Annotated in this window: 19 protein-coding genes and 3 pseudogenes; 12 read left to right on the top strand and 10 right to left on the bottom strand. The window is 72.0% G+C overall.

What is annotated here, in order from left to right; genetic code table 11:
• Nucleotides 1–66 precede the first annotated feature (66 nt).
• The 5 genes from KGS77_RS12355 to KGS77_RS12340 all read right to left on the bottom strand — a co-directional run bounded on the left by KGS77_RS12355 (nt 67) and on the right by KGS77_RS12340 (nt 4,528).
• Nucleotides 67–678 carry a nucleoside triphosphate pyrophosphatase gene (locus KGS77_RS12355; protein WP_242580977.1) on the bottom strand — a complete coding sequence of 204 codons (612 nt, stop codon included), beginning with the start codon at nt 676–678 and terminating at the stop codon, nt 67–69.
• 71 nt (nt 679–749) lie between these two features.
• A complete protein-coding gene (locus KGS77_RS12350) occupies nt 750–2,225 on the bottom strand; it encodes a penicillin-binding protein 2 (protein WP_242580976.1) in 1,476 nt (491 codons plus the stop codon).
• Between the two features lie 188 nt (nt 2,226–2,413).
• Nucleotides 2,414–2,542 (bottom strand): hypothetical protein, encoded by a 129-nt coding sequence (locus KGS77_RS34610; RefSeq protein WP_277994215.1) that lies wholly within the window; start codon nt 2,540–2,542, stop codon nt 2,414–2,416.
• 157 nt (nt 2,543–2,699) lie between these two features.
• On the bottom strand, nt 2,700–2,906 hold the full coding sequence (locus KGS77_RS12345; RefSeq protein WP_242587435.1) for an acyl-CoA carboxylase subunit epsilon: 207 nt from the start codon (nt 2,904–2,906) through the stop codon (nt 2,700–2,702).
• Between the two features lie 14 nt (nt 2,907–2,920).
• On the bottom strand, nt 2,921–4,528 hold the full coding sequence (locus KGS77_RS12340) for an acyl-CoA carboxylase subunit beta (protein ID WP_242580975.1): 1,608 nt from the start codon (nt 4,526–4,528) through the stop codon (nt 2,921–2,923).
• 131 nt (nt 4,529–4,659) lie between these two features.
• Between KGS77_RS12340 and KGS77_RS12335 the strand changes: the two are divergent.
• The 5 genes and pseudogenes from KGS77_RS12335 to hutH all read left to right on the top strand — a co-directional run bounded on the left by KGS77_RS12335 (nt 4,660) and on the right by hutH (nt 11,421).
• Nucleotides 4,660–5,672: pseudogene (locus KGS77_RS12335) on the top strand (biotin--[acetyl-CoA-carboxylase] ligase).
• A 174-nt stretch (nt 5,673–5,846) separates the two neighbouring features.
• A complete protein-coding gene (locus tag KGS77_RS12330; protein WP_242580974.1) occupies nt 5,847–7,349 on the top strand; it encodes an adenylate/guanylate cyclase domain-containing protein in 1,503 nt (500 codons plus the stop codon).
• 183 nt (nt 7,350–7,532) lie between these two features.
• Complete coding sequence (locus tag KGS77_RS12325; protein WP_242580972.1) at nt 7,533–8,327, top strand: enoyl-CoA hydratase-related protein; 795 nt, start codon at nt 7,533–7,535, stop codon at nt 8,325–8,327.
• Nucleotides 8,328–8,662: 335 nt separating this feature from the next.
• Nucleotides 8,663–9,751, top strand: a complete 1,089-nt coding sequence (locus KGS77_RS12320; protein ID WP_242587434.1) for a GGDEF domain-containing protein — start codon at nt 8,663–8,665, stop codon at nt 9,749–9,751.
• A 125-nt stretch (nt 9,752–9,876) separates the two neighbouring features.
• Nucleotides 9,877–11,421 carry a histidine ammonia-lyase gene (gene hutH / locus KGS77_RS12315; RefSeq protein ID WP_242580969.1) on the top strand — a complete coding sequence of 515 codons (1,545 nt, stop codon included), beginning with the start codon at nt 9,877–9,879 and terminating at the stop codon, nt 11,419–11,421.
• Nucleotides 11,422–11,515: 94 nt separating this feature from the next.
• Here the strand turns inward: hutH and KGS77_RS12310 are convergent, their stop codons facing one another.
• Complete coding sequence (locus tag KGS77_RS12310) at nt 11,516–11,812, bottom strand: LAETG motif-containing sortase-dependent surface protein (protein ID WP_347404478.1); 297 nt, start codon at nt 11,810–11,812, stop codon at nt 11,516–11,518.
• A gap of 166 nt (nt 11,813–11,978) precedes the next feature.
• Here KGS77_RS12310 and KGS77_RS12305 point away from each other — a divergent pair, with 166 nt between their 5' ends.
• The 5 genes from KGS77_RS12305 to KGS77_RS12285 all read left to right on the top strand — a co-directional run bounded on the left by KGS77_RS12305 (nt 11,979) and on the right by KGS77_RS12285 (nt 20,734).
• The gene (locus tag KGS77_RS12305) at nt 11,979–12,419 is read left to right on the top strand and encodes a hypothetical protein (RefSeq protein ID WP_242580967.1); all 441 of its coding nucleotides are present in this window, start codon (nt 11,979–11,981) and stop codon (nt 12,417–12,419) included.
• A gap of 199 nt (nt 12,420–12,618) precedes the next feature.
• Complete coding sequence (locus KGS77_RS12300; RefSeq protein ID WP_242580964.1) at nt 12,619–13,875, top strand: Ig-like domain-containing protein; 1,257 nt, start codon at nt 12,619–12,621, stop codon at nt 13,873–13,875.
• A gap of 257 nt (nt 13,876–14,132) precedes the next feature.
• Nucleotides 14,133–17,453, top strand: coding sequence for a S8 family serine peptidase (locus KGS77_RS12295; RefSeq protein WP_347404477.1), 3,321 nt, complete (start codon nt 14,133–14,135; stop codon nt 17,451–17,453).
• 267 nt (nt 17,454–17,720) lie between these two features.
• Nucleotides 17,721–19,052 (top strand): DUF2786 domain-containing protein, encoded by a 1,332-nt coding sequence (locus tag KGS77_RS12290; protein WP_242580961.1) that lies wholly within the window; start codon nt 17,721–17,723, stop codon nt 19,050–19,052.
• Between the two features lie 212 nt (nt 19,053–19,264).
• Nucleotides 19,265–20,734 carry a serine hydrolase domain-containing protein gene (locus KGS77_RS12285; protein WP_242580959.1) on the top strand — a complete coding sequence of 490 codons (1,470 nt, stop codon included), beginning with the start codon at nt 19,265–19,267 and terminating at the stop codon, nt 20,732–20,734.
• 206 nt (nt 20,735–20,940) lie between these two features.
• Here KGS77_RS12285 and KGS77_RS12280 read toward each other — a convergent pair.
• Nucleotides 20,941–21,640 (bottom strand): annotated as a pseudogene (locus tag KGS77_RS12280) (helix-turn-helix transcriptional regulator).
• A 127-nt stretch (nt 21,641–21,767) separates the two neighbouring features.
• Here KGS77_RS12280 and KGS77_RS12275 point away from each other — a divergent pair.
• Nucleotides 21,768–22,343 carry a class I SAM-dependent methyltransferase gene (locus tag KGS77_RS12275; protein ID WP_242580957.1) on the top strand — a complete coding sequence of 192 codons (576 nt, stop codon included), beginning with the start codon at nt 21,768–21,770 and terminating at the stop codon, nt 22,341–22,343.
• Nucleotides 22,344–22,494: 151 nt separating this feature from the next.
• On the top strand, nt 22,495–23,259 hold the full coding sequence (locus KGS77_RS12270; RefSeq protein ID WP_242580955.1) for a VOC family protein: 765 nt from the start codon (nt 22,495–22,497) through the stop codon (nt 23,257–23,259).
• A gap of 49 nt (nt 23,260–23,308) precedes the next feature.
• Here the strand turns inward: KGS77_RS12270 and KGS77_RS12265 are convergent, their stop codons facing one another.
• The 3 genes and pseudogenes from KGS77_RS12265 to KGS77_RS12255 form a co-directional block, all read right to left on the bottom strand.
• Nucleotides 23,309–23,749, bottom strand: coding sequence for an acyl-CoA thioesterase (locus tag KGS77_RS12265; protein WP_242580953.1), 441 nt, complete (start codon nt 23,747–23,749; stop codon nt 23,309–23,311).
• A gap of 96 nt (nt 23,750–23,845) precedes the next feature.
• Nucleotides 23,846–24,344: pseudogene (locus tag KGS77_RS12260) on the bottom strand (DUF1203 domain-containing protein).
• 81 nt (nt 24,345–24,425) lie between these two features.
• Nucleotides 24,426–24,779 carry a DUF6247 family protein gene (locus KGS77_RS12255; RefSeq protein WP_242587432.1) on the bottom strand — a complete coding sequence of 118 codons (354 nt, stop codon included), beginning with the start codon at nt 24,777–24,779 and terminating at the stop codon, nt 24,426–24,428.
• Between the last annotated feature and the right edge of the window lie 49 nt (nt 24,780–24,828).

Here is a 24,828-nt window from a genome sequence, read left to right as displayed (position 1 = left end):
ATGTCATGTCCACCCGGCGGGCCGCTACCACGCGGCCTGCGACGCGGCCCGCCTCATGGCCCTCGCTCAGGACCATAGGTCGGTGATCGAGACGTCCAGGTCGGCCAGGAGGCGGCGCAGCAGGGGCAGCGACAGACCGATGACGTTGCCCGGGTCGCCGTCGATCCCGTCGATGAACGGCGCGGACCGGCCGTCCAGGGTGAAGGCCCCGGCGACGTACAGTGGTTCGCCGCTGGCCACGTACGCGGCGATCTCGGCGTCCGTGGGCTCGCCGAAGCGGACGGTGGTGGAGGCGGTGGCCGAGACCCGGCGGCCGTCGGCGGTGTCGATCAGGCAGTGGCCGGTGCGCAGCACGCCGGACCGGCCGCGCATGGACTTCCAGCGCGCGGTGGCGTCCTCGGCGTCCGCGGGCTTGCCCAGCGCCTGCCCGTCCAGCTCCAGTACGGAGTCGCAGCCGATGACCAGGGCGCCGGCCACCTCGGGCCGTACGGAGACGGCGTCGGCCTTCGCCTCGGCCAGGACCCGGGCCAGCTCGCCGGGGGTGGGGGCGGTGATCGCGTCCTCGTCCACGCCGCTGACGAGGACCTCCGGTGCGAGGCCGGCCTGTCGCAGCAGGCCGAGGCGGGCCGGGGACTGGGAGGCGAGGACGAGACGGCGGCGGGCGGGCTGTTCGGTCATGTCCGTCATCGTAGAGGGGCGCGTACGGGAGCGGCCTGAGTGATCGTTTCGCCTTCGCGTCCGCGGGTGCCTCACTTCTTGAGGGCGGCCTCCATGACCTTCTTGGCGATGGGCCCGCCGAGCCGCCCGCCCGCGATCTCCGAGCGGGGCATGTCCATGTCCTTGGGGTCGACGAAGACGGCGACCGCCACCGGCGACCCGTCCCCCTGCTTGGCGTAGGCGACGAACCAGGCGTACGGGCGCTCGTCCCGTACGTCCATGCCGTGCTGCGCCGTCCCGGTCTTGGCGCCGACCTTGACGCCGCTGATCAGCGCCTTCTTGGCCGTACCGTGCTCGGCGGTGTTCTCCATCATCTCCTGCACCTTCTTCGCGGTGTCCTCGGAGACGGCCTGCGACATCACCTTCGGCTTGTGCTTCTCGACCGGGGTCAGGTCCGGGCCGCGCAGCTCCTCGACCAGGTACGGCTCCATGACCTTGCCGTTGTTGGCCAGCCCGGCGGCCACCATGGCCATCTGGAGCGGGGTGCTGGTCACGCTGCCCTGGCCCATGCCGGTCAGCGCGGTCTGCGGCGCGTCCAGCTTGCTCGGGTAGCCGCTGACGGCGGCGCGTACGGGGGTGAAGTACTCCTTGTTGAAGCCGAACTTCTCCGCCGTCTCGCGCATCTTGTCCTTGCCGACCTTCTTCGCGGCGTCCAGGTAGACGTTGTTGCACGACCACTGGAGCCCGGCCTTGAGGGAGACCTTGTCGCACAGCGAGTTGTCGACGTCGTTGCCGACCTTGGTACGGGTGCCCGGCAGCGTGTACGGGGCGGGGGCGCCGGAGGGGGCGTTGATGTCGGTGACGACGCCGTGTTCCAGGGCCGCCGCCGCGGTGAGGATCTTGAAGGTGGAGCCGGGCGGGTAGATCTCCCGGTTCGCGCGGTTGTTCAGCGGCTTGTTCTTCTTGTCGTCCAGGAGCGCCTTGAACCTCTTGCCCTCCTTCAGCGAGTTGCCCGAGAAGGTGTTGGGGTCGTACGACGGCGTGCTCGCCATGGCGAGGATCTTGCCGCTGCGCGGGTCCAGGGCGACCACCGCGCCCTGCGCCTTGAGGTCGGTCAGGCTCTTGTAGGCGACTTTCTGCACCTTCGGGTCGATGGTGGTGATCACATCGCCGCCGTGCGGCCGGCTGCCGGTCAGCACGTCCTTGGCGTGCTTGAGGAAGAGCCGGTCGTCCCGGCCGGAGAGGAACTTGTCGTAGACGCCTTCCAGGAAGACCGAGCCCTGGGCCTGGGAGGAGTAGCCGGTGATCGGCGCGTACATGGGGCCGTCCTTGAACGTCCGCTTGTACTTCAGGTCCGAGCCGGGCACCGCCTGGGAGCCGGTGATCGGCTGCCCGCCGACGATGATGTCGCCGCGCGGTTCGGCGTACCGCGCGATGGTCACCCGCCGGTTGTGCTTGTCGTTCGCCAGCGTGTCGCCCTGGACGAACTGGATCCAGGTGGCCCGCACCAGAAGGGCGAGGGCCAGCGCCCCGCAGAAGACGGCTATGTGCCTCAGCGGCCTGTTCATCGCTCTCCCACTCCCGGTGCCGTGCGGCGCCCAGCCTCGTCCCGATCCAAGGACGCCCGAATTGCGGCCTTCGAGAGTGAAAGATGCGCGTGACGGTGCTGCGGTTGCAGCAGGGGAGGATCAAGGAGGGCGCGAACGGCCCGGTGACCGGTTCGGCGCCCGGTTCAACGACCGGCTCAACGACCGGCTCAGCGGCCGAGGACCAGGAACATCAGGACCACCGCGGCGACCGCCATCACGACGCCCATCCGGCGGAGCATCGCCTGGGCGTCGCGCAGCTCCTCGGGAGGCTCGTCGGGCGGGTCGGACCACAGCATGCTCCGATCCTGCGCCCGGCCGGGCCGGCGGCGCCTGAGTACGCGTACTCAAGTGGGCCGGAAAGTGTCTTCCGGATGACGCCGCACGTCGGTCCGGGGGCGCGTACGGGCCCGGGCGCGGGCGCGTGTCGCGCCGCCCGCGCCCGTACCGGCACTCTCAGCGCGGCCAGTAGCTCGTGCGCCAGGCCCGCGGGCCCGGGTGCGGCAGCCGGCGGCCCGGAACGGTGGCGGCCGGGTCGGCCCACTGATCCGTACGCTCCGGGCCGGGCGCGACGGCAGCCACGGCCGCCGCGCGGGCCTGGACCACCGCGAGTGCGGCGGCCAGCTCCTCGGGAGTGGGGTTGCCCCGTAGGACCTTGATCATCACCGACCGACCTCCTAGAGCGGGATGTTGCCGTGCTTCTTCGGCGGCAGGGCCTCACGCTTGTTCCGCAGCGTGCGCAGCCCGCGGACGATGTGGCGGCGGGTGTCGGACGGCATGATCACCGCGTCGACGTAGCCGCGCTCGGCCGCCACGTACGGGTTGAGCAGCGTGTCCTCGTACTCCTGGATCAGCTCCTGGCGCCTGACGTCCTGCTCGGCCGGGTCCTCGATGGCCGCGAGCGTACGCCGGTGCAGGATGTTGACCGCGCCCTGCGCGCCCATCACCGCGATCTGCGCGGTCGGCCAGGCGAGGTTGAGGTCCGCGCCCAGGTGCTTGGAGCCCATGACGTCGTACGCGCCGCCGAACGCCTTGCGGGTGATGACCGTGATCAGCGGAACCGTCGCCTCCGCGTAGGCGTAGATCAGTTTGGCGCCGCGCCGGATGATGCCGTCCCATTCCTGGTCCGTACCCGGCAGGAAGCCCGGTACGTCCACGAACGTCAGGACCGGGATGTTGTACGCGTCGCAGGTGCGCACGAAGCGCGCCGCCTTCTCGCTGGCGTTGATGTCCAGACAGCCGGCGAACTGCATCGGCTGGTTGGCGACGATGCCGACCGAGTGCCCCTCGACCCGCCCGAACCCGGTGATGATGTTCGGCGCGAACAGCGCCTGGGTCTCCAGGAACTCGTTGTCGTCCAGCACGTGCTCGATGGCGGTGTGCATGTCGTACGGCTGGTTCGCCGAGTCCGGGATGAGGGTGTCCAGCTCCAGATCGGCCTCGGAGGTCTCCAGGTCCGCCTCCTCGGGGAAGGCCGGCGGCTCGGAGAGGTTGTTGGAGGGCAGATAGGACAGCAGCGCCTTGACGTACTCGATGGCGTCCTTCTCGTCGCCGGCCATGTGGTGCGCCACGCCCGAAGTGGTGTTGTGGGTACGGGCCCCGCCCAGCTCCTCGAAGCCCACGTCCTCACCGGTGACGGTCTTGATGACGTCCGGGCCGGTGATGAACATGTGCGAGGTCCGGTCGACCATGACCGTGAAGTCGGTGATGGCCGGGGAGTAGACCGCGCCGCCCGCGCACGGGCCGACGATCAGGGAGATCTGCGGGACGACGCCGGAGGCGTGGACGTTGCGGCGGAAGATCTCCGCGAACAGGCCGAGCGCGACCACGCCCTCCTGGATGCGGGCGCCGCCGCCGTCGTTGATGCCGACGACCGGGCAGCCGTTCTTCATCGCGAAGTCCATGACCTTGACGATCTTCTCGCCGTAGACCTCGCCCAGCGAACCGCCGAAGATCGTGAAGTCCTGGGAGTAGACACAGACCGTACGGCCGTCGACGGTGCCGTAGCCGGTGACGACCCCGTCGCCGTACGGCCGGTTCCGCTCGATGCCGAAGTTGGTCGAGCGGTGCCGCGCGAACTCGTCCAGCTCGACGAACGACCCCTCGTCCAGCAGCAGCTCTACGCGCTCACGCGCCGTCAACTTGCCCTTGGCGTGCTGCTTCTCCACGGCACGGACGGAGCCGGCGTGGGTGGCTTCTTCGATCCGTCGCTGCAGATCGGCCAGCTTTCCCGCGGTGGTGTGGATGTCTGCGTGGTCCATACGGGGTGCTTCCGGCTCGGACATCGGGATGCGGCTCCTGCTCGTCCTGGACTGGTGCTCGTACGAATGGTGGTACGGCGTTGGCTACCGCTTCGTAGCGTATCGGCGGGACTTCTCAGAGGCACTGCGTCGTTGACCACACCTAGGCTGGGGTCATGACGCCTCAACCACCGGAAAACCAGGACAAAGACCACCGCGCGGGCGGGCTCGGCGGCGGCCCCGGCGGTGGACGCTGGTCCGACCTGGACCGCCCGCCGCTCAACGAGACCGCACTGCGCCGGGCGCTGCTGCGACCCGGCTCGCTGTGGACCTCCTTCGACGTCGTCCGGTCCACCGGCTCCACCAATACGGACCTGGTGGCGCGGGCCGCCGCGGGCGCGCCCGAAGGCGCGGTGCTGGTGGCCGAGGAGCAGAGCGCCGGACGCGGGCGGCTGGACCGCCGGTGGTCCGCGCCGCCGCGCTCCGGGCTCTTCTTCTCCGTACTGCTGCGGCCACGGGTGCCGGTGGAGCGGTGGGGCTGGCTGCCGCTGCTGGCCGGGGTCGCCACGGCCACCGCGCTCTCCCGGAGCGCCGGGGTGGACACGGCTCTGAAGTGGCCGAACGACCTATTGGTGACCGTTCCCGGGGCCGGTGCGGGTCATGGCGAAGAGCGCAAGGTGGGCGGCATCCTCGCCGAGCGGGCCGGCGGGACGGGCGGCCCGGAGGCCGGCTCCGCGGGCGCCGTGGTGATCGGCATCGGACTGAACGTCTCGCTGCGGGCCGAGGAGCTGCCGGTGCCCGGCGCCGCCTCGCTGGCCCTGGCCGGTGCCACCACCACCGACCGGGACCCGCTGCTGCGCTCCGTACTGCGCTCGTTCGAGCAGTGGTACGGCGACTGGCAGGCGGCGGACGGCGACCCGTCGGCCGGGCGCCTGCTGGATGCGTACGCGGCCGGGTGCGCGACCTTGGGCCGGACCGTACGCGCCGAGCTTCCGGGGGCCGGGAACTGGTCGGCGAGGCCGTGGCGGTCGACGGCGACGGGCGGCTGGTGCTGGCCACGGCGCAGGGGGTGCAGCAGCCGGTCGGCGCGGGCGACATCGTGCATCTGCGGCCCGCCCGTGACGGTGACGCGGGGTCTGCGGGGAGTGGCGGGGCGGGGTCGTCCCCGGGTGACGAGGGGGAATCTTGACGAACCGTCCAGAGGGACAAATCCCTCGTATGGGGTTGTTGGTGCGTTAGGGGCGGGATATGAGAGTGAGCCAGAGCACACCTGCCGTATCGTTGAGTCGATCCGCCGTGGGGCGGGTGCCGGGCGAACAGTGATCGGAAGGGCAGTGCGCAGGGATCGGACAGGGAGCGGGCGGTGACCGCCGACGACTCGGGGGCCGTCCCGCGCGATGCGGGCATCGCCCCACGTGACACGGGCCTAGCCCGGCGTGACGGAGGCGACCGGCAGGCGCAGGCGGGCCCGGACGGACGGGCGGACGCGGGTGGCGTCAAAGGGTCCGGCGGGGTCTTCGGCACGCCGTACGACGGGGCCGCCCACGCCGACGGGGCCGCCCATGCCGACGGGAACGCCCGCGCCGGCAAAGGCGCGCACGCCGACGGGAACGCCCGTGCCGGCGGGAGCGCCCGCGCCGACGGGAGTGCTCGCGCCGCGCACAACGGACAGTCCGGTGCGGCGTCGGGCGCGGCGTACGACACCGCCGCCGCCGACGACGACGGCGACGACGGCGACGGGCCCGGTGCGGGGGCTGGTCCGGAGCCCGGGACGGACGGGGCCGGTGCGCAGGAGGCCGACCACGACACCATCGCCATCCGCCTCGAACAGCTCATCCTCGGCGCCGACCGCCAGTACACCCCCTTCCAGGCGGCCCGCAGCGCCGGCGTCTCCATGGAGCTGGCCTCCCGCTTCTGGCGCGCCATGGGCTTCGCCGACATCGGCCAGGTCAAGGCGCTGACCGAGGCGGACGTCCTGGCCCTGCGCCGGCTGGCCGGCCTGGTGGAGGCGGGACTGCTCAGCGAGGCGATGGCCGTCCAGGTCGCCCGCTCCACCGGCCAGACCACCGCCCGGCTCGCCGACTGGCAGATAGATTCCTTCCTGGAGGGGCTGACCGAGCCCCAGGACTCCGGCCTGACGCGTACGGAGATCACCTACCCGCTGGTCGAACTGCTCCTGCCCGAGCTGGAGGAGTTCCTGATCTACGTCTGGCGCCGCCAACTGGCCGCCGCCACCGGCCGCGTCGTACAGGCCCAGGACGACGCGGAGATGGTCGACCGGCGGCTGGCCGTCGGCTTCGCGGACCTGGTGGGCTTCACCCGGCTGACCCGCCGCCTGGAGGAGGAGGAACTGGGCGAGCTGGTCGAGGCGTTCGAGACCACCGCCGCCGACCTGGTCGCCGCGCACGGCGGACGGCTCATCAAGACCCTCGGTGACGAGGTGCTCTTCGCCGCCGACGACGCGGGCACCGCCGCCGAGATCGGGCTGCGGCTCATCGAGACCCTGGCGAACGACGAGACGATGCCGGAACTGCGCGTCGGCATCGCCTTCGGCACGGTCACCACGCGCATGGGCGACGTCTTCGGCACGACCGTCAACCTGGCCAGCCGGCTGACATCGATAGCGCCCAAGGACGCGGTGCTGGTGGACGAGGCACTCGCGGAGGAACTGGCACGGACCGGTGACGCACCGGTCTCCGAGGCGGAGGCCGCCGCGGCGGAGAAGGCCGCCGCGGAACGGGCCGCGGAAGAGGGCGCCCCCGAGGAGCCGTTGCCGTCCTACCGCTTCGCTCTGCGGCCGATGTGGCAGCGCCCGGTGCGCGGCCTGGGCGTCGTCGAACCGTGGCTCCTGGAGCGGCGGGGGTAGGCGGGGCGTTTCCGGCGGTCGTACGGGCCAGGGGGCGCCGATGAGGGGGCGGGTGCGGGGCGGGCCCCCTCGCCTCGTACGGCACCGGGAATCCGTACAGATGTGATGCGGGGCACCCCGGCGCTGACGCGGGGCGGGACCGGCTGCCATGATCTCGGGAACGACCGTTAACCGGGAGGTGGCATGTCCGAGGAGCGTTTCGGGGAGTGGGTGGCCGTGCGGCGGCACGGCTTCGTCGCGGAGCTGGTGCTGGACCGGCCCCGGGCCATGAACGCCGTGTCGACCGATCTCGCGCTGGGCCTGGCCCGTGCGTGTACGGCGCTGGGCGAGGACCGGCAGGTCAGGGCCGTGGTGCTGACGTCCACCAGCGAGCGTGCGTTCTGTGTGGGGGCTGATTTGAAGGAGCGCAACTCCTTCAGCGATGCCGATTTGATGCGGCAGCGTCCGCACACCCGCGCCGCCTACACCGGCGTGCTGGAACTGCCGGTGCCCGCCATCGCCGCGGTGCACGGCTTCGCGCTCGGCGGCGGCTTCGAGCTGGCGCTGGCCTGCGACCTGATCGTGGCGGACCGTACGGCCGTGGTCGGGCTTCCGGAGGTGTCGGTGGGTGTGATCCCCGGCGGCGGGGGGACGCAGTTGCTGCCGCGCCGGGTGGGGGCGGCCAGGGCGGCGGAGCTGGTGTTCACCGCGCGGCGGGTGGAGGCGGCCGAGGCCCGGGAGTTGGGGCTGGTCGACGAGCTGGTGGAGGAGGGGCGGGACCGTACGCACGCGCTGGAGCTGGGGGCGCGGATCGCCCGTAACTCGCCGGTCGGGCTGCGCGCGGCGAAGCGTGCGATGCGGCTCGGGCAGGGGCTGGACCTGCGGGCCGGGCTGGAGGTGGAGGACGGCGCCTGGCGCAGTGTGGCCTTCTCCGGGGACCGGGCCGAGGGCGTGGCGGCCTTCAACGAGAAGCGGGCGCCGGAGTGGCCGGGGGAGTGAGCGGCCCGGGGGCGAGTGGCCGGGGGAGTGAGTGGCGGGGGAGTTCAGTACCGCGCCGCCGTACTGGGGCGGTCCGCGCCGGACCGGACCGCACCGACCCCGCCGCGCCGACCGGCCCCGCCGCGCCGCATCGGCCCGGCCGCTGCCGACCCGCGTAACGCCAGTGGCACCGGGTAAGGGTGATGTCGGGGTGAGATATGCGAGCGGAAGGGGCGGAAGGGGTTAAACATTCCTACGCTGGGGTGCAGGGTGTGCTCACGGCGACGGAATGCGAGGGTCCGGTGACGGGCGAGGGCGATGCGCGGCTGCGGGCCGTGGTGGAGCTGGCGCAGGCGATGGCGGCGGCCGGCACGCCCCGGGAGTCGGCGCGCGTCGCGGCGGACGGCGCGCGGACGGCCCTCGGCGGCTCCTTCGCGGCGATCTCGGCGTGGGAACGCGAGCGCGGCCGGCTCAAGGTCCTGGTCAACGTCGGCGAACTCGCCCCGGACGAGCGACCGTTCCCCGACGCCGAGTCCTACCCGGTCAACGAGTTCCCCGAGATCGTCGGCTTCCTGCACGAGCAGTGGGCCGGCGGCGGGGAGCCCAGTGCCTGGGTGGAGACGGCGGACGGCCCCCGGCGCGAGGGCTCGTACAACCACCAGCGGGTCGCCGCGCTGCGCCGCCGCGGCCGGGGCTGCTGCGTGGTGGCGCCGATCGTGCTGCACGGGAGGGCCTGGGGCGAGCTGTACGTGGCCCGGCGGGCCGGGGAGCCGGTCTTCGACCGGGACGACGCCGACTTCGCCACCGTACTGGCGGCGGTGGCGGCGGCCGGCATCGTCCAGACCGAGCGGCTGGCCGAGGCCCGCCGGCTGGCGTTCACCGACGCGCTGACCGGGCTGGCCAACCGCCGTGCGGTGGACATGCGGCTGGACGAGGCGCTGGAGCGGCACCGTACGGAAGGCGCGGTGGTCAGCCTGGTGGTGTGCGATCTCAACGGGCTCAAGCGGGTGAACGACTCGCGTGGCCACGCGGTGGGGGACCGGCTGCTGGAACGCTTCGGCTCGGTGCTCTCGCTGTGCGGCGCGATACTGCCCGGCGCGCTCGTCGCACGGCTGGGCGGCGACGAGTTCTGTCTGCTCGCGGTGGGCCCGCCGGCCGACGAGGTGGTTAAGGTCGCCCACGAACTGTGCGAGCGGGCCGGGGAGTTGGAGCTGGGCGAGGGGGTCGCGGTCGGCGTCGCCTCGACGGGCGACCCGATCGGACCGGTGCACTCCTCCCGCCGTCTGTTCCGGCTCGCGGACGCGGCCCAGTACCGGGCCAAGGCGGCGCGGGCGCGCGGCCCGGTGGTGGCGGGCCGGGACGGCGGTACGCAGGACCCGGTGATCCGCCTCGCCGACGCTCCGGACAGCGGCCCGGCCACCGAGCGGCGGCGCTTCCGGCGGTGACCGACGGGGCGCCGTGACCGTGACCTGCCGCGCGGGGCCTGCTCGCGGGGCCGGGCCCCGCCCCCGTGAGACCGCCGGTCATCCAGTGGTGACATCCTGGGTTTCAGTCTTTAGGGTGCCTGAATATGGATATGCACACAGTGGTGCTGGGGACGTCCGGCACGACCGCACAGGACGTCATCGCCGTGGCCCGCGGCGCGGCTCGGATCGAGCTGTCCGAGGAGGCCATGGCGGCCGTCGCCGCCTCGCGCGCGTTCATCGACGACCTCGCCGCCAAGCCCGACCCCGTCTACGGCGTCTCCACCGGCTTCGGCGCGCTGGCCGTCCGGCACATCAGCCCCGAGCTGCGCGCCCAGCTCCAGCGCAACATCGTGCGCTCGCACGCGGCGGGCATGGGCGCGCGGGTGGAGCGCGAAGTGGTCCGCGCGCTGATGTTCCTGCGGCTGAAGACGCTGGCCTCCGGCCACACCGGCGTACGGCCGCTGGTCGTCACCACGATGGCCGACGTCCTGAACGCCGGGATCACCCCGGTCGTCCACGAGTACGGCTCACTCGGCTGCTCCGGCGACCTGGCCCCGCTCTCCCACTGCGCCCTGACGCTCATGGGGGAGGGCGAGGCCGAGGGCCCGGACGGCGTCGTACGGCCGGCCGGCGAGCTGCTGGCCGCACACGGCATCGAGCCCGTCGAGCTGCGCGAGAAGGAGGGCCTGGCCCTGCTGAACGGCACCGACGGCATGCTCGGCATGCTGCTGATGGCCGGCGCGGACCTGGCCCGCCTGTTCACCACGGCCGACATCACCGCCGCGCTCTCACTGGAGGCGCTGCTCGGTACGGACAAGGTGCTCGCGGCCGAGCTGCACGCCATCCGCCCGCACCCGGGCCAGGCCGCCTCGGCGGCGAACATGCTCAAGGTCCTGGCCGGTTCGGGCCTGACCGGTCACCACCAGGACGACGCGCCGCGCGTCCAGGACGCGTACTCCATCCGCTGCGCCCCCCAGGTCGCGGGCGCCGGCCGGGACACCCTGGACCACGCCATGCTGGTCGCCGGGCGGGAGCTGGCCGCCGCCGTGGACAACCCGGTGGTCCTGCGGGACGGCCGGGTGGAGTCCAACGGCAACTTCCACGGCGCGCCGGTCGCCTACGTCCTGGACTTCCTCGCGGTCGCCGCGGCCGACCTCGCCTCGATCGCGGAGCGCCGTACGGACCGGCTGCTGGACAAGAACCGCTCGCACGGCCTGCCCGCCTTCCTGGCGCAGGACCCGGGCGTCGACTCCGGCCTGATGATCGCCCAGTACACGCAGGCCGCGCTGGTCAGCGAGATGAAGCGGCTGGCCGCGCCCGCCTCGGTGGACTCCATCCCCTCCTCCGCCATGCAGGAGGACCACGTCTCGATGGGCTGGTCGGCGGCGCGCAAGCTGCGTACGGCGGTCGACAACCTGACCCGGGTACTGGCGGTGGAGCTGTACGCGGCGACCCGCGCGGTGCAGATGCGGGACGGGCTGACCCCGGCGCCCGCCACCCGCGCGGTACTGGACGCCGTACGGGCCGCCGGCATCCAAGGGCCGGGGGAGGACCGCTTCCTCGCGCCGGAGCTGGAGGCCGCGTACGGGTTCGTCAGGAGCGGGGAGCTGGTCGCGGCCGTCGAGTCGGTCACCGGGAAGCTGGCCTGAGGGGCGGCGGACCGGCTGCCTGAGCCGCCGTCAGCGCGGCTCGGCCCACGCCGGTCAGATGCGTCGTCAGGCGGTGGGGACAGCGGGCGGGGCCTCAGAAGACCTCGGAGGCCCCGCCGTTCCTGCGGCGCAGCGAGAAGCCGACCAGACCGGCCCCGACACCCAGGCAGGCGGCGCCGCCGACGACGTACGGCGTGGTGTCCACACTGCCGGTGTCGGCGAGGAGGGCGCCCGGGGCGGCCGTGTCCTTGACGTCCGCGGGCTGCTCCGTACGGCTGTCGCTCTCCTGGCCCCTCGGGGCTGTACGGCGTGGCGGGTGTCGGCGGCCCGGCCGGTGTGCGCGGTGTCCGAGGAGTGCTCGGCGGTGGCGTTCGCGGAGGGGACGAACCACAGGGCGAGCAGCACCGATCCCGCGGCAGTGGCGGTCAGCAGTGGTCGACGTGCGGTCACGAAACGATCCCCTTGTGGGTTCGGCGAATTGGCCGTTGAGAACAGATGTTAGTGACAGCCGCGGGTCGTGGGGAAGTCAGGACCCGTAGGTGCTTACGCTCCGGGGCATGAGCAACGGTGAGACATCACGGTTTGTCCGGCTCCATGTCGAACTGGTCATGGAGGTCACGGACTCCGATCAACTGACGGGCGCGGCGCTGGACCACATCGGCGGCGACGAGTCCCTGCGGGACACCGAGCGCCGGCACGCGCAGGAGATGGTCGAGGAGGACCCGGCGGAGGCGCTGGCGTACCTCGTGGACCCGTTCGACCTGGTCACCACGGTGCCCGGGGTGGAGCTGGCGCAGGCGTCCTGGAGCAGCGAGGAGATCGAGTACGACCCCGAAGCGGCGGAGTGGGATCTGGAGGACGGCTACGGCGTGGACGAGGAGGCGGAGGAGGAAGCGGACGAGGGCGCGACGGGCACCTACCGGGCCGTGGGCGGGGGTGCCGGGGCGGGGCGGTGGGCATGTGACGTACGCCCGTATGCGACGTACGCCCGTGTGTGACGTACGCCTGTCCATGTGACGTGCCTCTGCCCATGTGACACTCCCCGCCGCCCGGCCCCCGGTGGCATGTCCCACACGCCTTATAGGTGTGGAACGGGCGAAACGGAACAGACGTCCAGTGGCGCCGGATGGTGAACCACCACCGCCCGGCGCCGCGGGAAACGGGTTTCGTAGCGATGCGGCAACGGAGAGATACGCGATGACGGACAGCGTGCGTCACAAGGGACTCATAGCCACCGCCGCGCTGCTCGGGGGCGCCCTGACGCTCACGGCGTGCGGCGGCGGGGACGGCGGCGACGCCTCCGGGAAGGACTCCGGGAAGGACCGGGCCCGGCAGGCCGACGACGCGGCGGCCGAGAACGCCTCGGACGCCAGGATCCAGATCCAGCCCAAGGACGGCACCACGAACACGGGCATCAACAGTGACGCCAGGGTCACGGTGGGCAACGGCACGCTGAGTGAGGTGCGGATGACCGCCGCCGGTACCAACAAGCCGGTGGCCGGCACGCTCTCCGGCGACAAGAAGACCTGGACGCCCAAGGGCCCGCTGGAGCGCTCGGCCAAGTACACGGTCACCGCCCGCGCCACCGACTCCCGGGGACGCCAGGCGGTGGAGCACGCGAGCTTCACCACCGTCTCCCCCAAGAACAGCTTCATAGCGAACTACACCCCGGAGGACGGCTCGACCGTCGGCGTCGGCATGCCGGTCTCGGTCACCTTCGACAAACCGGTGAAGAACAAGAAGGACGTGCAGGCCGCCATCAAGGTGTCCGCCGACAGCAACCAGAAGGCCGTCGGCCACTGGTTCGGTGACCAGCGGCTGGACTTCCGCCCCCGGGAGTACTGGAAGGCGCACTCCAAGGTCACCGTGCGGCTCGGCCTCGACGGCGTACGGGCCGCCCCCGACGTCAAGGGCGTCCAGGACAAGACGGTGACCTTCACCGTGGGCCGCTCGCAGGTCAGCACGGTCGACGTGCGGACCCACCGGATGACCGTCGTACGGGACGGCAAGGAGCTGCGGACCCTGCCGATCTCGGCGGGCAGCACCGAGCACCCGACGTACAACGGGAAGATGGTCGTCTCCGAGCGGTTCCGGCAGACCCGCATGGACGGCTCCACGGTCGGCTTCACCAACAACGACGGCAAGGGCGAGTACGACATCCCCGACGTCCCGCACGCGATGCGCCTGTCGTCCTCCGGAACGTTCATCCACGGCAACTACTGGGGCAAGGGCGTCTTCGGCGCCGCCAACACCAGCCACGGGTGCATCGGCCTGCGGGACACCAAGGGGGCGGGCGACTCCTCGACCGACGGCGCCTGGTTCTACCGGCAGTCGATGACCGGCGACGTCGTCCGGGTGGTGAACTCCCCGGACCGTACGGTCAAGCCCGACAACGGCCTCAACGGCTGGAACATGGACTGGGACCGGTGGGTCGCGGGCAGCGCCCTGAAATAGCGGACTCCCGGCGGGACACCTGAAGCGGCCACTTGCGGCCACTTGCGGCCACGCCCGTCGAAGCAGCCGCCCGGGACGCGAAAACCGTCCCAACTGTCTTGTTCCACCGCGCCATTGTTCCGCCCCGCACGCCTCGCCATACTCCGTACCCGGGGGGTCGGGGAGGCCCCCTTTACGGTGAACTTCACCCACTTGGGGGAAAGTTGCGCATCAAACCGAAGAGAGCCGGTGCTGCCGCGGTCGCTACCGCGGCAGCCGTGGCACTGGCGGCGGGAATGACCGCCACGCCGTCGAGCGCACAACAGCGGGAACGGGACGCCGCCGGGTCCGCCACCGCTGCCACCACCACCGCGTCCGGCACGACCGCCACCGCTGCCGCCGCCAAGCGGACGACGGCCCGGCACTGGATCACACTGATCACCGGCGACCGGATCGCAGTCGACGCCAAGGGCAACCCGCTCTCCGTCCGGCGCGCCCCGGACCGTACCCACATACCCATCCAGATCCGGCGCGCCGCCGGACACCTGTACGCGATACCGCTGGACGCCCAGCGGCTGATCCGTGAGCGCAAGGTCGACCAGCGGCTCTTCGACCTCACCCTGCTCAGCCGCGCCGAGTACCGCAGGACCCAGTCCAGGGGCCTGCGGCTGATCGTCGGTTACCAGGGCGGCGACCCCAAGGCGAAGAAAGAGCTGCACGCCACCGGGGACGCCGAGGTCCGCCGTACCTTCGGCCGGCTGAACGCCGAGGCGGTCACCGCCGACCGGCAGCGCCCCGTCAAGGTGTGGGAGGCCCTGACCGACGAGTCCGCCGCCGGCACCGAGCGCACCGCCACGCCCGGCCTGTCCCGCCTGTGGCTGGATTCCGTACGCACGGTACGGCTGGACAAGAGCGTCCCGCAGATCGGCGCGCCCAAGGCGTGGAAGGCCGGATACGACGGCAAGGGCTCCAAGATCGCCGTCCTGGACACCGGCGTGGACCAGGGCCACCCGGACCTGGCCACCCAGGAGATCGCCGAGAAGAACTTCTCCGCCTCGCCGGACAACAAGGACCGCTTCGGCCACGGCACCCACGTCGCCTCCATCGCCGCCGGTACGGGCGCCAAGTCCCACGGCAAGTACAGGGGCGTGGCGCCCGGCGCCCGGCTCCTGGACGGCAAGGTCCTGGACGACGAGGGCTTCGGTGAGGACTCCGGCATCATCGCCGGCATGGAGTGGGCCGCCGCGCAGAAGGCCGACGTGGTCAACCTCAGCCTCGGCGGCCAGGACGCCCCCGGCATCGACCCGCTCGAAGAAGCCGTCAACCGCCTCTCGCGGACCGGCACGCTCTTCGTCGTCGCGGCCGGCAACTCGGGTCCGCAGAGCGGGACCATCGACACGCCCGGCAGTGCGGACGCCGCGCTGACCGTCGGCGCCGTCGACAAGAAGGACCGGCTCGCCGAGTTCTCCAGCACCGGCCCGCGCGTCGGCGACGGCGCCATCAAGCCCGACCTGACGGCACCCGGGGTGAACATCGCCGCCGCCGCGGCTCCCGGCAGCATCATCGCCAAGGAGGGCACCCCGGTCGCCGACGGCTATGTCGCCATCTCCGGCACCTCCATGGCCACCCCGCACGTGGCCGGGTCCGCCGCGATCCTCAAGCAGCAGCACCCTGCGTGGACAGGGCAGCGCATCAAGGCCGCGCTGACCGCCTCCACCACCCCGCACCGTGACTACACCCCCTTCCAGCAGGGCACCGGGCGGGTGGACGTCGGCCGGGCGATCAAGCAGACCGTCGTCGCCGAGCCGGGATCGCTGAACTTCGGCATCCAGTCCTGGCCGCACTCCGACGACAAGCCGGTCACCAAGCAGCTCACCTACCGCAACCTGGGCAAGAAGGCGGTCCGGCTCGACCTGGCACTGAGCACGTCCGGCCCCGGCGGGAAGCCCGCCCCGGCCGGCATGTTCCGCCTCGGCGTGAAGTCGGTGAACGTTCCGGCGGGCGGCACCGCCGAGGTCCCGCTGACGGCCGACACCAGGCCCGGCGGCACCCGCGACGGCGCGTACACGGCCTACCTCGTCGCCACCGGCGGCGGGCAGACCGTACGGGCCGCCGCCGCCGTGATCCGCGAGGTCGAGTCCTACGACATCACGCTCAAGCACCTGGGACGCGACGGCAGGCCCGTCAAGCTCTACAACACCGGCCTGGTCGGCATCAGCGGCCTGGGCAAGGACCAGACCTTCGCGCCGTACGACGCGAGCGGCACCGTCAAGGTCCGCGTACCCAAGGGCCGTTACATCCTCACCAGCCTCCTGCCGACCGGCACCGGGGACGAGTGGAAGGGCGGCGACTGGATCGCCGCGCCCCGGCTGGAGGCCAGCAAGAACATGACGGTGACGGTGGACGCCCGTACCGCCGAACCCATCGATGTGACCGTGCCGGACCGCCGCGCCCAGCAGACCAACGCCTACATCGACTTCGAGACCGGCGACGGCGCGTACGGCTTCGGCATGTGGCTGGACACCTTCAAGGGGCTGCGCACCGCACACCTGGGCGCCAAGGTCAACCGCGGCGACATACGCCAGCAGGTCATCGCCGACTGGACGCAGGGCAGCCCCGACGAGTACAGCATCGCCTACGGATTCCGGCCGACCACCCTGCTCACCGGCTTCACCAAGCACGTCACGGCGAAGGAGCTGGCCAAGGTCTCCGCCGTACTGGGCTCCTCGGTGAAGGGCGCACACGGCTGGCTCACGGCCATGCCGCACACCGGAAGCTCCTCCTCGACGGGTGTCGCCGCCGACCGGGCGCTGCCGCACACCTCCACCGCGTACGTCAACGCGGGCGCGGTGAAGTGGCAGTTCCTCTTCGACCAGGTGGACCCCGAGCTGGGACCGGTGATCTCCTACACGACCGGCGAGGACGGCTACCAGGCGGGCAAGAACTACCGGCACGTCTTCAACGTCGGTGTCGTCGGGCCCCAGGTCGGCAAGAACCACGGGCTGTACCGCGAAGGCGACAAGATCTACGGCGCGCTGCCGCTGTTCGCCGACGGGCAGGGGCACCTGGGTGACTCGGTCACGGAGAAGGTCACCACGACCCTCTACCGCAACGGCGTGAAGATCGGCACGAACGACGACCCGCTGACGGGCGCCAAGCCGTTCACGGTGCCGGCCGGCCAGGCCGACTACCGGCTGACCACCGCCGTCACCCGCAGCACCAAGTACGCGGCCGTCAGCACCCGGATCCTCGCGGAGTGGACGTTCACTTCCGCGCACACCACCACCCGCACCGCGCTGCCCGCGAGCACGGTCCGCTACACCCCGGAGCTGGCCGCCGACAGCACGGCGAAGGCCGGTGCCACGGTCCGTGTCCCGGTCACCGTCCAGGGGCCGGCCGCGGGCAGCGGCGCGAAGCCGCCGACCGTGTCCGTGTCGTACGACGGCGGGCGGACCTGGCAGAAGGCGTCCGTCGGCGACGGGAAGATCACCGTACGCAATCCCGCGGCCGGACAGGGGATCTCCTTCAAGGCCGAGGTCACCGACAAGAAGGGGAACACGCTGAAGCAGACGGTCATCAACGCGTATCTGGGCAAGTGATCCGTACCCGGGCGAGTGGCGGCTGAAGCCGAAGCCGTCGAGCCGTTGCCCGGGTAGCGGGCCGGCGCCGGGCGGCGAACGCCGGCGCCGGGCACGACCGGCCGGGCCTGCGGATGGGGCCCGGCCGGTGTGCGTACGGAAGACAGTTCGGAACGGTCCGTACGGGGCGGGCCGGACCGGTTCGTACGGGGGGTGTCCGACCGGTTTGTACGGGGCGGGTCCGACCGGTCCGTACGGAGGCGGTCGTGTTCTCCGTACAGTGATCGCGTGAGCAAACGCGAGAGCAGCGGGCAGAGCGGGCGGAGCAGCAGTAAGGCCGGGCAGCGGGGCCGCGGTGCGCGAAGCGGCGGGCCGGCGGCTGCCGAGCTGGTCGGGACGGTGCTCGGCAGTGTCCTGTACGCCCCGGACGCGGAGGCGGCCGAGGACGCCATGGAGGCCGGTGCCTCGATGCTGGCCGCCGCACCCGTAGGGCACGAGGCCGTGAGCACCGCGCTGGTGGCCGCCGCCGAGGAGACCGTACGGCGCTGCTGGACGGGCGGCTGGCTGCCCGCCGACCTGGAGCGGGTCATGCGGCGCGAGACGGAGAACCCCGCGCTGGTCGCACTCGCCGTGGACGCCATGGCCGCCGAGGCGCGCCGGCAGCCCACCGGGCGCCGCGACCCGCGCCGGGCCGCACAGCTCGACGCGATGAACGCCGCGGTGTGGTGGGAGGCCGACCACGGCTATCTGGACGAGATGGCGCGGCGCCGCCGGATCACCCGCTTCGAGGCGGCCCACGACCTGCTGGCGGCGCTCCGGGTGATGGGGCGGCTGCCACGCATCACGCCCCTTCCGGCGCCCGCGCCCGTACGGAAGGCCGGTGCCGCCGAGGCCCGCGCACTGGGACGTATCCGGGGGCTGCTGGCCAAGGCCGAGGCCACGGACTACCCGGAGGAGGCGGAGGCGCTCTCCGCCAAGGCGCAGGAGCTGATGGCGCGGCACAGCATCGACGAGGCGCTGCTGGACAGCGCCGCCGGACACGACGGGTGGGCGGGGCGCGGCGGCCGGGCCGGCGGGAGCGGGGCCGGTGCGCCGGGGCCGTCCGCGATCCGGATCGGCGTCGAGGGGCCGTACGAGCAGGCCAAGGCGCTGCTGCTGGACGCCGTCGCCGCCGCCAACCGCTGCCGTGCGGTGTGGTCCGGCGACCTCGGCTTCTCCACCCTCGTCGGCTTCCCGTCCGACCTGGAGGCCGCCGAACTCCTCTACACCTCCCTGTTGTTGCAGGCCACCACCGCCATGAACCGCGCGGGCGACGAGCACCACGCGCGGGGCCGCTCCCGGCGTACCCGGGACTTCCGGCAGTCCTTCCTCACCGCGTACGCCGACCGCATCCGCGACCGGCTGACGGCCGCCACCGAGGAGGCCACCGCCGAGGCGGCCGGCGGGGCCCCGGACCTCCTGCCGGTCCTGGCCGCCCGCGAGTCCGCCGTCGAGCAGCGGGCCGGGGAGATGTTCCCGCAGACGGCGGCGGTGCGGATGCGCGGCGTACGGGACGCGGCGGGCTGGCACCAGGGCCGGGCCGCCGCCGACCGGGCGCGGCTGGGGTCGCCGGAGACCTGAGCGGGGTGTGAACGAGGGGTGCGGGCGGCGGCATGAGCGGCGGGCCGGGCGTGGCGGCGGCAAGCGCCTGCCCGTCCGGCGTCTCGTCCTTGCGGAGCACGCGCGGATGATCGAGGTCGTGCTCGCGGAGGATGGCGGGCCCGGAGTGTTTGACGAGAATCGGGGAGGCCACAGAGCCAGAGCGCTCATCCAGTGACATGACGGGAGACCCCATGCCCTCAACTGCCCCGAGCCACAGCGGTGTCGACCAGGCCACCCCGGACCGCCGCCGCAGAACCAGAGCGCGGGTCACGGGCACCACCGCGGCCGTCACCCTGTCGCTGCTGGCGGCCACCGCTCCGGCCCTCGCCGCGCCCGCGTCGGGGCCCGTCACCACCGCCGCATCGGCCTCCGGCGCCGCCTCCCCCGCCGCCGGTGTCCCCACGGGCATCGACCGCAAGGCGCTGGACGCCTCCCTGAGGGCGATCCACAAGGCGGGCATGTACGGCGTCTACTCGGCCGTACAGGACGGCACGCGCAAGTGGAACGGCGCCGCCGGGGTCGCCGACCGGGACACCGGGCGCCCGGTCACCGCCGGCATGGAACAGCGGGTCGGCAGCATCACCAAGTCCTTCGTCTCCGTCGCGGTCCTCCAGCAGGTCGCCAAGGGCCGAATAGACCTCGACGCGCCCATAGGCCGCTACCTGCCGAAGCTGGTGCCTGGCGAGCGGGGCCGGACCGTCACCGTACGCATGCTGCTCAACCACACCAGCGGCATCGGTGACTACATCGTGGCCGCCTTCCCCTCCCTGCTGAAGAACTCGGGCAAGAGCCTGGACGACAACCGCTACCACCAGTGGTCCCCCGAGACGCTGATCCGCCTCGGCCTGAAGCAGAAGCCCACGGGCAAGCCGGGTGAGCGGCACGTGTACTCCAACACCAACTACGTCATCGCCGGCGAGCTGCTGCGCAAGGTGACCGGCCAGGCCCCGGAGACGTACGTCACCAGCAACGTCATCCGCAAGGCCGGGCTGCGGCACACGTACTTCCCGAAGTCGCCGAAGATCACCGGACCGCACTCCAAGATGTACGAGGCCCTCTACGGCCTGATCAACCCGCCCCGCGACTACAGCGACTACAACATGTCCTGGGCCGGGACCGCGGGCTCACTGGTGTCGACCATGGATGACCTGAACCAGTTCTACCGCGCGCTGTTCACCGGCAAACTGCTGCGTCCCGCGCAGCTCAAGCAGATGAAGACCACGGTGCCGATCAAGGACGCCAAGGGCAAGGTCCTCGGGTACTACGGGCTGGGGCTGTACCCCGTGAACTCGCCGTGCGGCCGGTTCTGGGGCCATGACGGAGCGGTGTGGGGCGCCGGGACCCAGGGACTGACCAGCGAGGACGGCCGGCGGCAGGTGTCGCTGGGCTACAACCTGATGAAGTACCAGAAGGTCGAGAACGGCCAGATCGTGCCGCACGCCATCGACTACGCCATGCACGCGCACCTGATCCGGGCGATGTGCAACACCGCGGTTCCCGGCGGCAAGGGAACCGGGGCCGGAACCGGAACCGACAAGCTCGGCAAGCCCGACAAGACCAACAAGCTCACCGACTCCGGTGTGTTCAACGAGCTGGTCACCCCCGGTCCGGCCGACAAGCACAGCCCGGTGGCCCCTCGGCTCATTCCTGCGCTCCGGTAGCTGGTAGCCGTTAGCTGGTAGCCGGTGGCTGTAAGCCGGTAGCCGCACAGGACCGGACGCAACGAACGTGACAGCACAAAGGGCGCGCCGACGACACGGGGGAGGGAAGCCGTCGGTGCGCCCTTCACGGTCCGGGTGCCCTGCCCCGGCCGAAGTATCCGGACCACTCCCGGATTCACCCCGGGTCTTCGGCCGGGCGGCAGCGGTCAGTTCCCCGACGGCGCGAAGTACGCCCCCGGCGGCACCCCACCACCCGCTTGAACGCGGCGACGAACGCGCTCGGAGAGGCGTACCCCACCCGCGCGGCCACCGCCGCCACCGGCGCGCCGCCCGCCAGCAGCGGCATGGCCGCCTGGACGCGTACGCGGGTGCGCCACTGCCCGTACGGCATGCCGGTGTCGGCGACGAACGCGCGGGCCAGCGTGCGCCCGCTCGCCCCGACCCGCGCCCCCACTCCGCCAGCGTCCGGTCGTCGGACGGCCGGGCGCGCAGCGCCTGCGCGACCCGGCGGGCCCGCGCGTCACGCGGCATCGGCGCCAGTACGGTCGTCACCGACAGGGGCCGCAACTGGTCCAGGACGACGGCCTCCGCCCGCTCCCGGGCCGGTGCGGACAGCGTGTCGTCCGCCAGGTAGGAGATCAGCTCGCGCAGCAGCGGGGAGACCCCGACGACGGTGGGCGCCGACCAGTCCAGGGGGCACCGGTCGGGCGCGTAGTACAGGCTGCGCAGCAGCGCCGGACCCGTCGCCCCTGTGGCGTGCCGGGTACCGGCCGGTATCCACAGTGCCATGGCGGGCGGCAGCACCCAGGTGTTGCCCAGGGCCCGTACGGCCAGTACGCCCGCGCTCGCCCAGGCCAGTTGATGGGCGTCGTGCCAGTGCCGCTCGAACCACTGCCCGCCGTCCATGGAGAAGCTCCCGACGACGACGGCAGCCTCCGGCGCTCCCGAGGAGGGCGCCAACTGTCCTTCTGGCGACATGGATTGTCACTCCATCTCATGGCGGACACAACAAGGCTCTTTTTAGCATCTCCGCATGCCGATGAACCTGTGCCACCGCTGGCTGTGCAACTCCGCGGGGTGGGCCGCCAAGGTCGAGAAGAGTGTGCTGCCCTGGGCCCTGGAAGGGGCCGACCTGGGAACCGAGGCCCTGGAGATCGGCCCCGGGTACGGCGCCACCACACGGGTCCTGACCCGGCGGGTGCCGCGGCTGACCGTGCTGGAGGTGGACCGCGCTTCCGCGGACCGCCTGGACGACGCGTTCGACGGCAGGGTCGAGGTCGTTCACGCGGACGGCTCGGCGATGCCGCTGCCCGACCGGCGCTTCGACTCGGTCGTCTGTTTCACGATGCTGCACCACGTGCCCACGCCGGAACTTCAGGACCGCCTCTTCTCGGAGGCCTTCCGTGTACTGCGCCCCGGCGGGGTCTTCGCCGGCTGCGACGCGCTGGACGGCTGGGGCTTCCGTCTGATCCACATCGGCGACACCTGCGTCCCGGTGCCGCCGCACTCCTTGGCCGACCGCCTGGGCGCGGCCGGCTTCAAGGTCACGAAGGTCTCGACCGGCGGCGCGGGCGGCAGCAACGTCCGCTTCCGCGCCGTACGACCGTAGGCGTACGGAGTCCCCGTACGGGACCGCCCGTACGGAACCGCCCGTACGGACCCTGAGCGCACCCCGATACCGATCCACCTGCCCTCACCAGCTACCAGCCCCCTACCCACCCCCACTGCCACCGCCCGCCGCAGACAGGAGCCACCCGCCCATGACCGCCCCCGTGCCCGACTCCGGACCGCTCGCCGAATCACCGGAGTTCGACCACCTCCTGCACTGCGTACCGGACGTGGACACCGCCGCGTCCGCGTACACCGCGGCCGGGCTGCCCGCCCACGCCAATCCCCCCTACCTCGGCTACCGGAACGGCGCCTGGCGCCTGGACACCCGCTACGTCGAGCTGGTGAGTGTCGTGGACCGGGCGGAGTTCGAGGACTCCCCGTACGGCGTCGCCATGGCGGACTGGATGCCGCACATCGACACGCTCGTGGCGGAGGGCGGCGGCGCGCTGAACTTCGCGGTGCACGTCGGCGACGTCGGCGCCACCACCGAACGGCTGCGGCGCGCGGGTCACCGCGTCGAGCTGACGACCTTCGCACGCGAAGGCTCCCCGGTGTCCTTCCGGGAAGCCATACTCCCCGACGCCCCCATATGGGCCCCGTTCTTCATCACCTACACCCCCACCCCCCAGGTCATCCTGGAGAAGTACAGCGCGGGCAGGGTCGCGCGGGGGCCGCACGACCTGGCCGGCTTCGTCATCGAGACACCCGACCCGCTCGCCTCCGCCGCCTGGCTGAGCGAGCTGACCGGCGTCCCGCTCGACACCACCGGGAGCGTCCTGCTGCTGCCCGGCTGCCGGGTGCACTTCGCCGCGGGCCCGGCCGACCGCATCACCACCCTGCTGCTCAAGGAAGGCACCCCGCCCACCACAACCGTCCACGGCCTGGCACTGCGCCCCGCTGAGGACCCCCGTTAGCAACCCCCAACCAGCAACCCCTGCCGGCAACCTCCGCCGGCAACCTCCGCTAGGAACCCGTCTCCAGCCCCAGAATCCCCGCGTCCGCCGCCAGCGCCCGGAAGTACACCTGAGGGTCACCGACCAGCTTGCGCAGCCGCAGATCCATCAGCCCGCCGACCGCCGACACCTCGGCCGCCACCGTCCCGTCGGCCGTCCGGATCTCCTGCTCGACCCGGAAGGTCTTCCCCTCACTCCACACGAACGCGCAGGTCACCTCGGTCTCGTCGCCCGCCCGCAGCTCCTTGCGATAACGGATGGTGGTCTCCAGCACCACCGGCCCGACGCCCTTGTCCAGCAGGGCGCTCTGCGGTACCCCGGCGGCCTCCAGCAGCGACCAGCGGGCGTGTTCCGCGTACTGCAGATACACGCTCGCGTTGAGGTGCCCCTGCGCGTCCGTCTCGTACCCGCGCACCCTGACCCGTACGGCGAACCCCTGCCCCTCACCCACGACCGCTCCGCCACCTCTCCCTCACCACACCACGACCCCTCCACCCTCCCCTACCCCACCCCCACCTCCCCCACCAACACACCACACACCTACCGGTTACGCCCGGCGCACCTCGACCATGAAGCACCCGAACTCCACCGCGCGGACATGCACCAGGGCCACCGCGGGATCCGAGAACACCTCGTGCAGCTCCTGATCCACCTCGTGCGCCCGCTCCACGGGAATCCTCAGGAGCCGCCCCCGAGGATGTGCCCGTCGGCACCGTAGAAGCGCAGAACCCGCAGCGCACCGTGCATCTCGACGGGGTAGCCGGTCCCGGACGTCTGCCCGGCGCACTCCTCGGCGTGGATGAACACCGGCCCGACCTCGTCATACGGCCCCGGCTCGGCCCCGGTCTCCGCCGCCCACCGCCGCAGCGGTGCGTACGAGACCAGTACGATCCGTTCACCCTTCTCACTGTGCCGCAGACAGCAGCGCAGCGGCGCACCCCCTCCGGATCCACGAAGGGCTCCCGCCCCCACCCGGCATCGTCCCGCTCCCGAAGCTGCTTCAACACGCCCGGCTCAACAGCCCGGACAACAAATGTCGACGTCATGCCCCCACCCTCACCCCCGCCCACCCTTCAGCGCTGGCGGCTGTGCGACATCGACTTCCTGCTCCCACCGCCAGTCCGGACTCACCGGGCGGAAAGGTCCGTGGCCGCGTGGGCTTCGTCCAGGATCCGCCCGATTTCGGCGGCGGCCTGTCGAGCTTGGGTGGCGTCACCCGACTCGGCGATGTCTTCCCACCGGCGCAGGTCTGCCGCCAGGTCGGGCCGGCGCTGGATGTGAACGTAGACGGCCCATTGGGCGATGAACCGCTGGAGCGGCGTCAGATCGGAGCCCTGCCTGGACTGGTCGGCCGCTTGATCCAGTTCCCGGGTGAAGGCCGGCAACGCGGCAGGGGCGATCTGACTGATGGCTTGCCGCAGCGCGGTAACCGTGGCCGGGGGCTGGGGGATGAGTGGTCGCCCAGCGGCTGGAGTGGTCATGGCTGCTCCCATGGGCGTGATTCTGATCGCCATGGCTCAGCGTATAGGG

This window comes from Streptomyces sp. MST-110588 (assembly GCF_022695595.1).
In the GTDB taxonomy this organism is placed as follows: Bacteria; Actinomycetota; Actinomycetes; order Streptomycetales; family Streptomycetaceae; genus Streptomyces.
Note: the sequence above shows the minus strand (reverse complement) of the source record. Positions and strands in the feature narration are given on the sequence as shown.

Coding starts and splice junctions, on each gene's coding strand:
- KGS77_RS12270 (WP_242580955.1), top strand. CDS start 22,495: ATGACCGCCCCCGTGCCCGACTCCGGACCGCTCGCCGAATCACCGGAG.
- KGS77_RS12350 (WP_242580976.1), bottom strand. CDS start 2,225: ATGAACAGGCCGCTGAGGCACATAGCCGTCTTCTGCGGGGCGCTGGCC.
- KGS77_RS12320 (WP_242587434.1), top strand. CDS start 8,663: ATGGCGGCGGCCGGCACGCCCCGGGAGTCGGCGCGCGTCGCGGCGGAC.
- KGS77_RS12355 (WP_242580977.1), bottom strand. CDS start 678: ATGACCGAACAGCCCGCCCGCCGCCGTCTCGTCCTCGCCTCCCAGTCC.
- KGS77_RS12305 (WP_242580967.1), top strand. CDS start 11,979: ATGAGCAACGGTGAGACATCACGGTTTGTCCGGCTCCATGTCGAACTG.
- KGS77_RS12275 (WP_242580957.1), top strand. CDS start 21,768: ATGCCGATGAACCTGTGCCACCGCTGGCTGTGCAACTCCGCGGGGTGG.
- KGS77_RS12340 (WP_242580975.1), bottom strand. CDS start 4,528: ATGTCCGAGCCGGAAGCACCCCGTATGGACCACGCAGACATCCACACC.
- KGS77_RS34610 (WP_277994215.1), bottom strand. CDS start 2,542: ATGCTGTGGTCCGACCCGCCCGACGAGCCTCCCGAGGAGCTGCGCGAC.
- KGS77_RS12255 (WP_242587432.1), bottom strand. CDS start 24,779: ATGACCACTCCAGCCGCTGGGCGACCACTCATCCCCCAGCCCCCGGCC.
- KGS77_RS12325 (WP_242580972.1), top strand. CDS start 7,533: ATGTCCGAGGAGCGTTTCGGGGAGTGGGTGGCCGTGCGGCGGCACGGC.
- KGS77_RS12300 (WP_242580964.1), top strand. CDS start 12,619: ATGACGGACAGCGTGCGTCACAAGGGACTCATAGCCACCGCCGCGCTG.
- KGS77_RS12285 (WP_242580959.1), top strand. CDS start 19,265: ATGCCCTCAACTGCCCCGAGCCACAGCGGTGTCGACCAGGCCACCCCG.
- KGS77_RS12345 (WP_242587435.1), bottom strand. CDS start 2,906: ATGATCAAGGTCCTACGGGGCAACCCCACTCCCGAGGAGCTGGCCGCC.
- hutH (WP_242580969.1), top strand. CDS start 9,877: ATGGATATGCACACAGTGGTGCTGGGGACGTCCGGCACGACCGCACAG.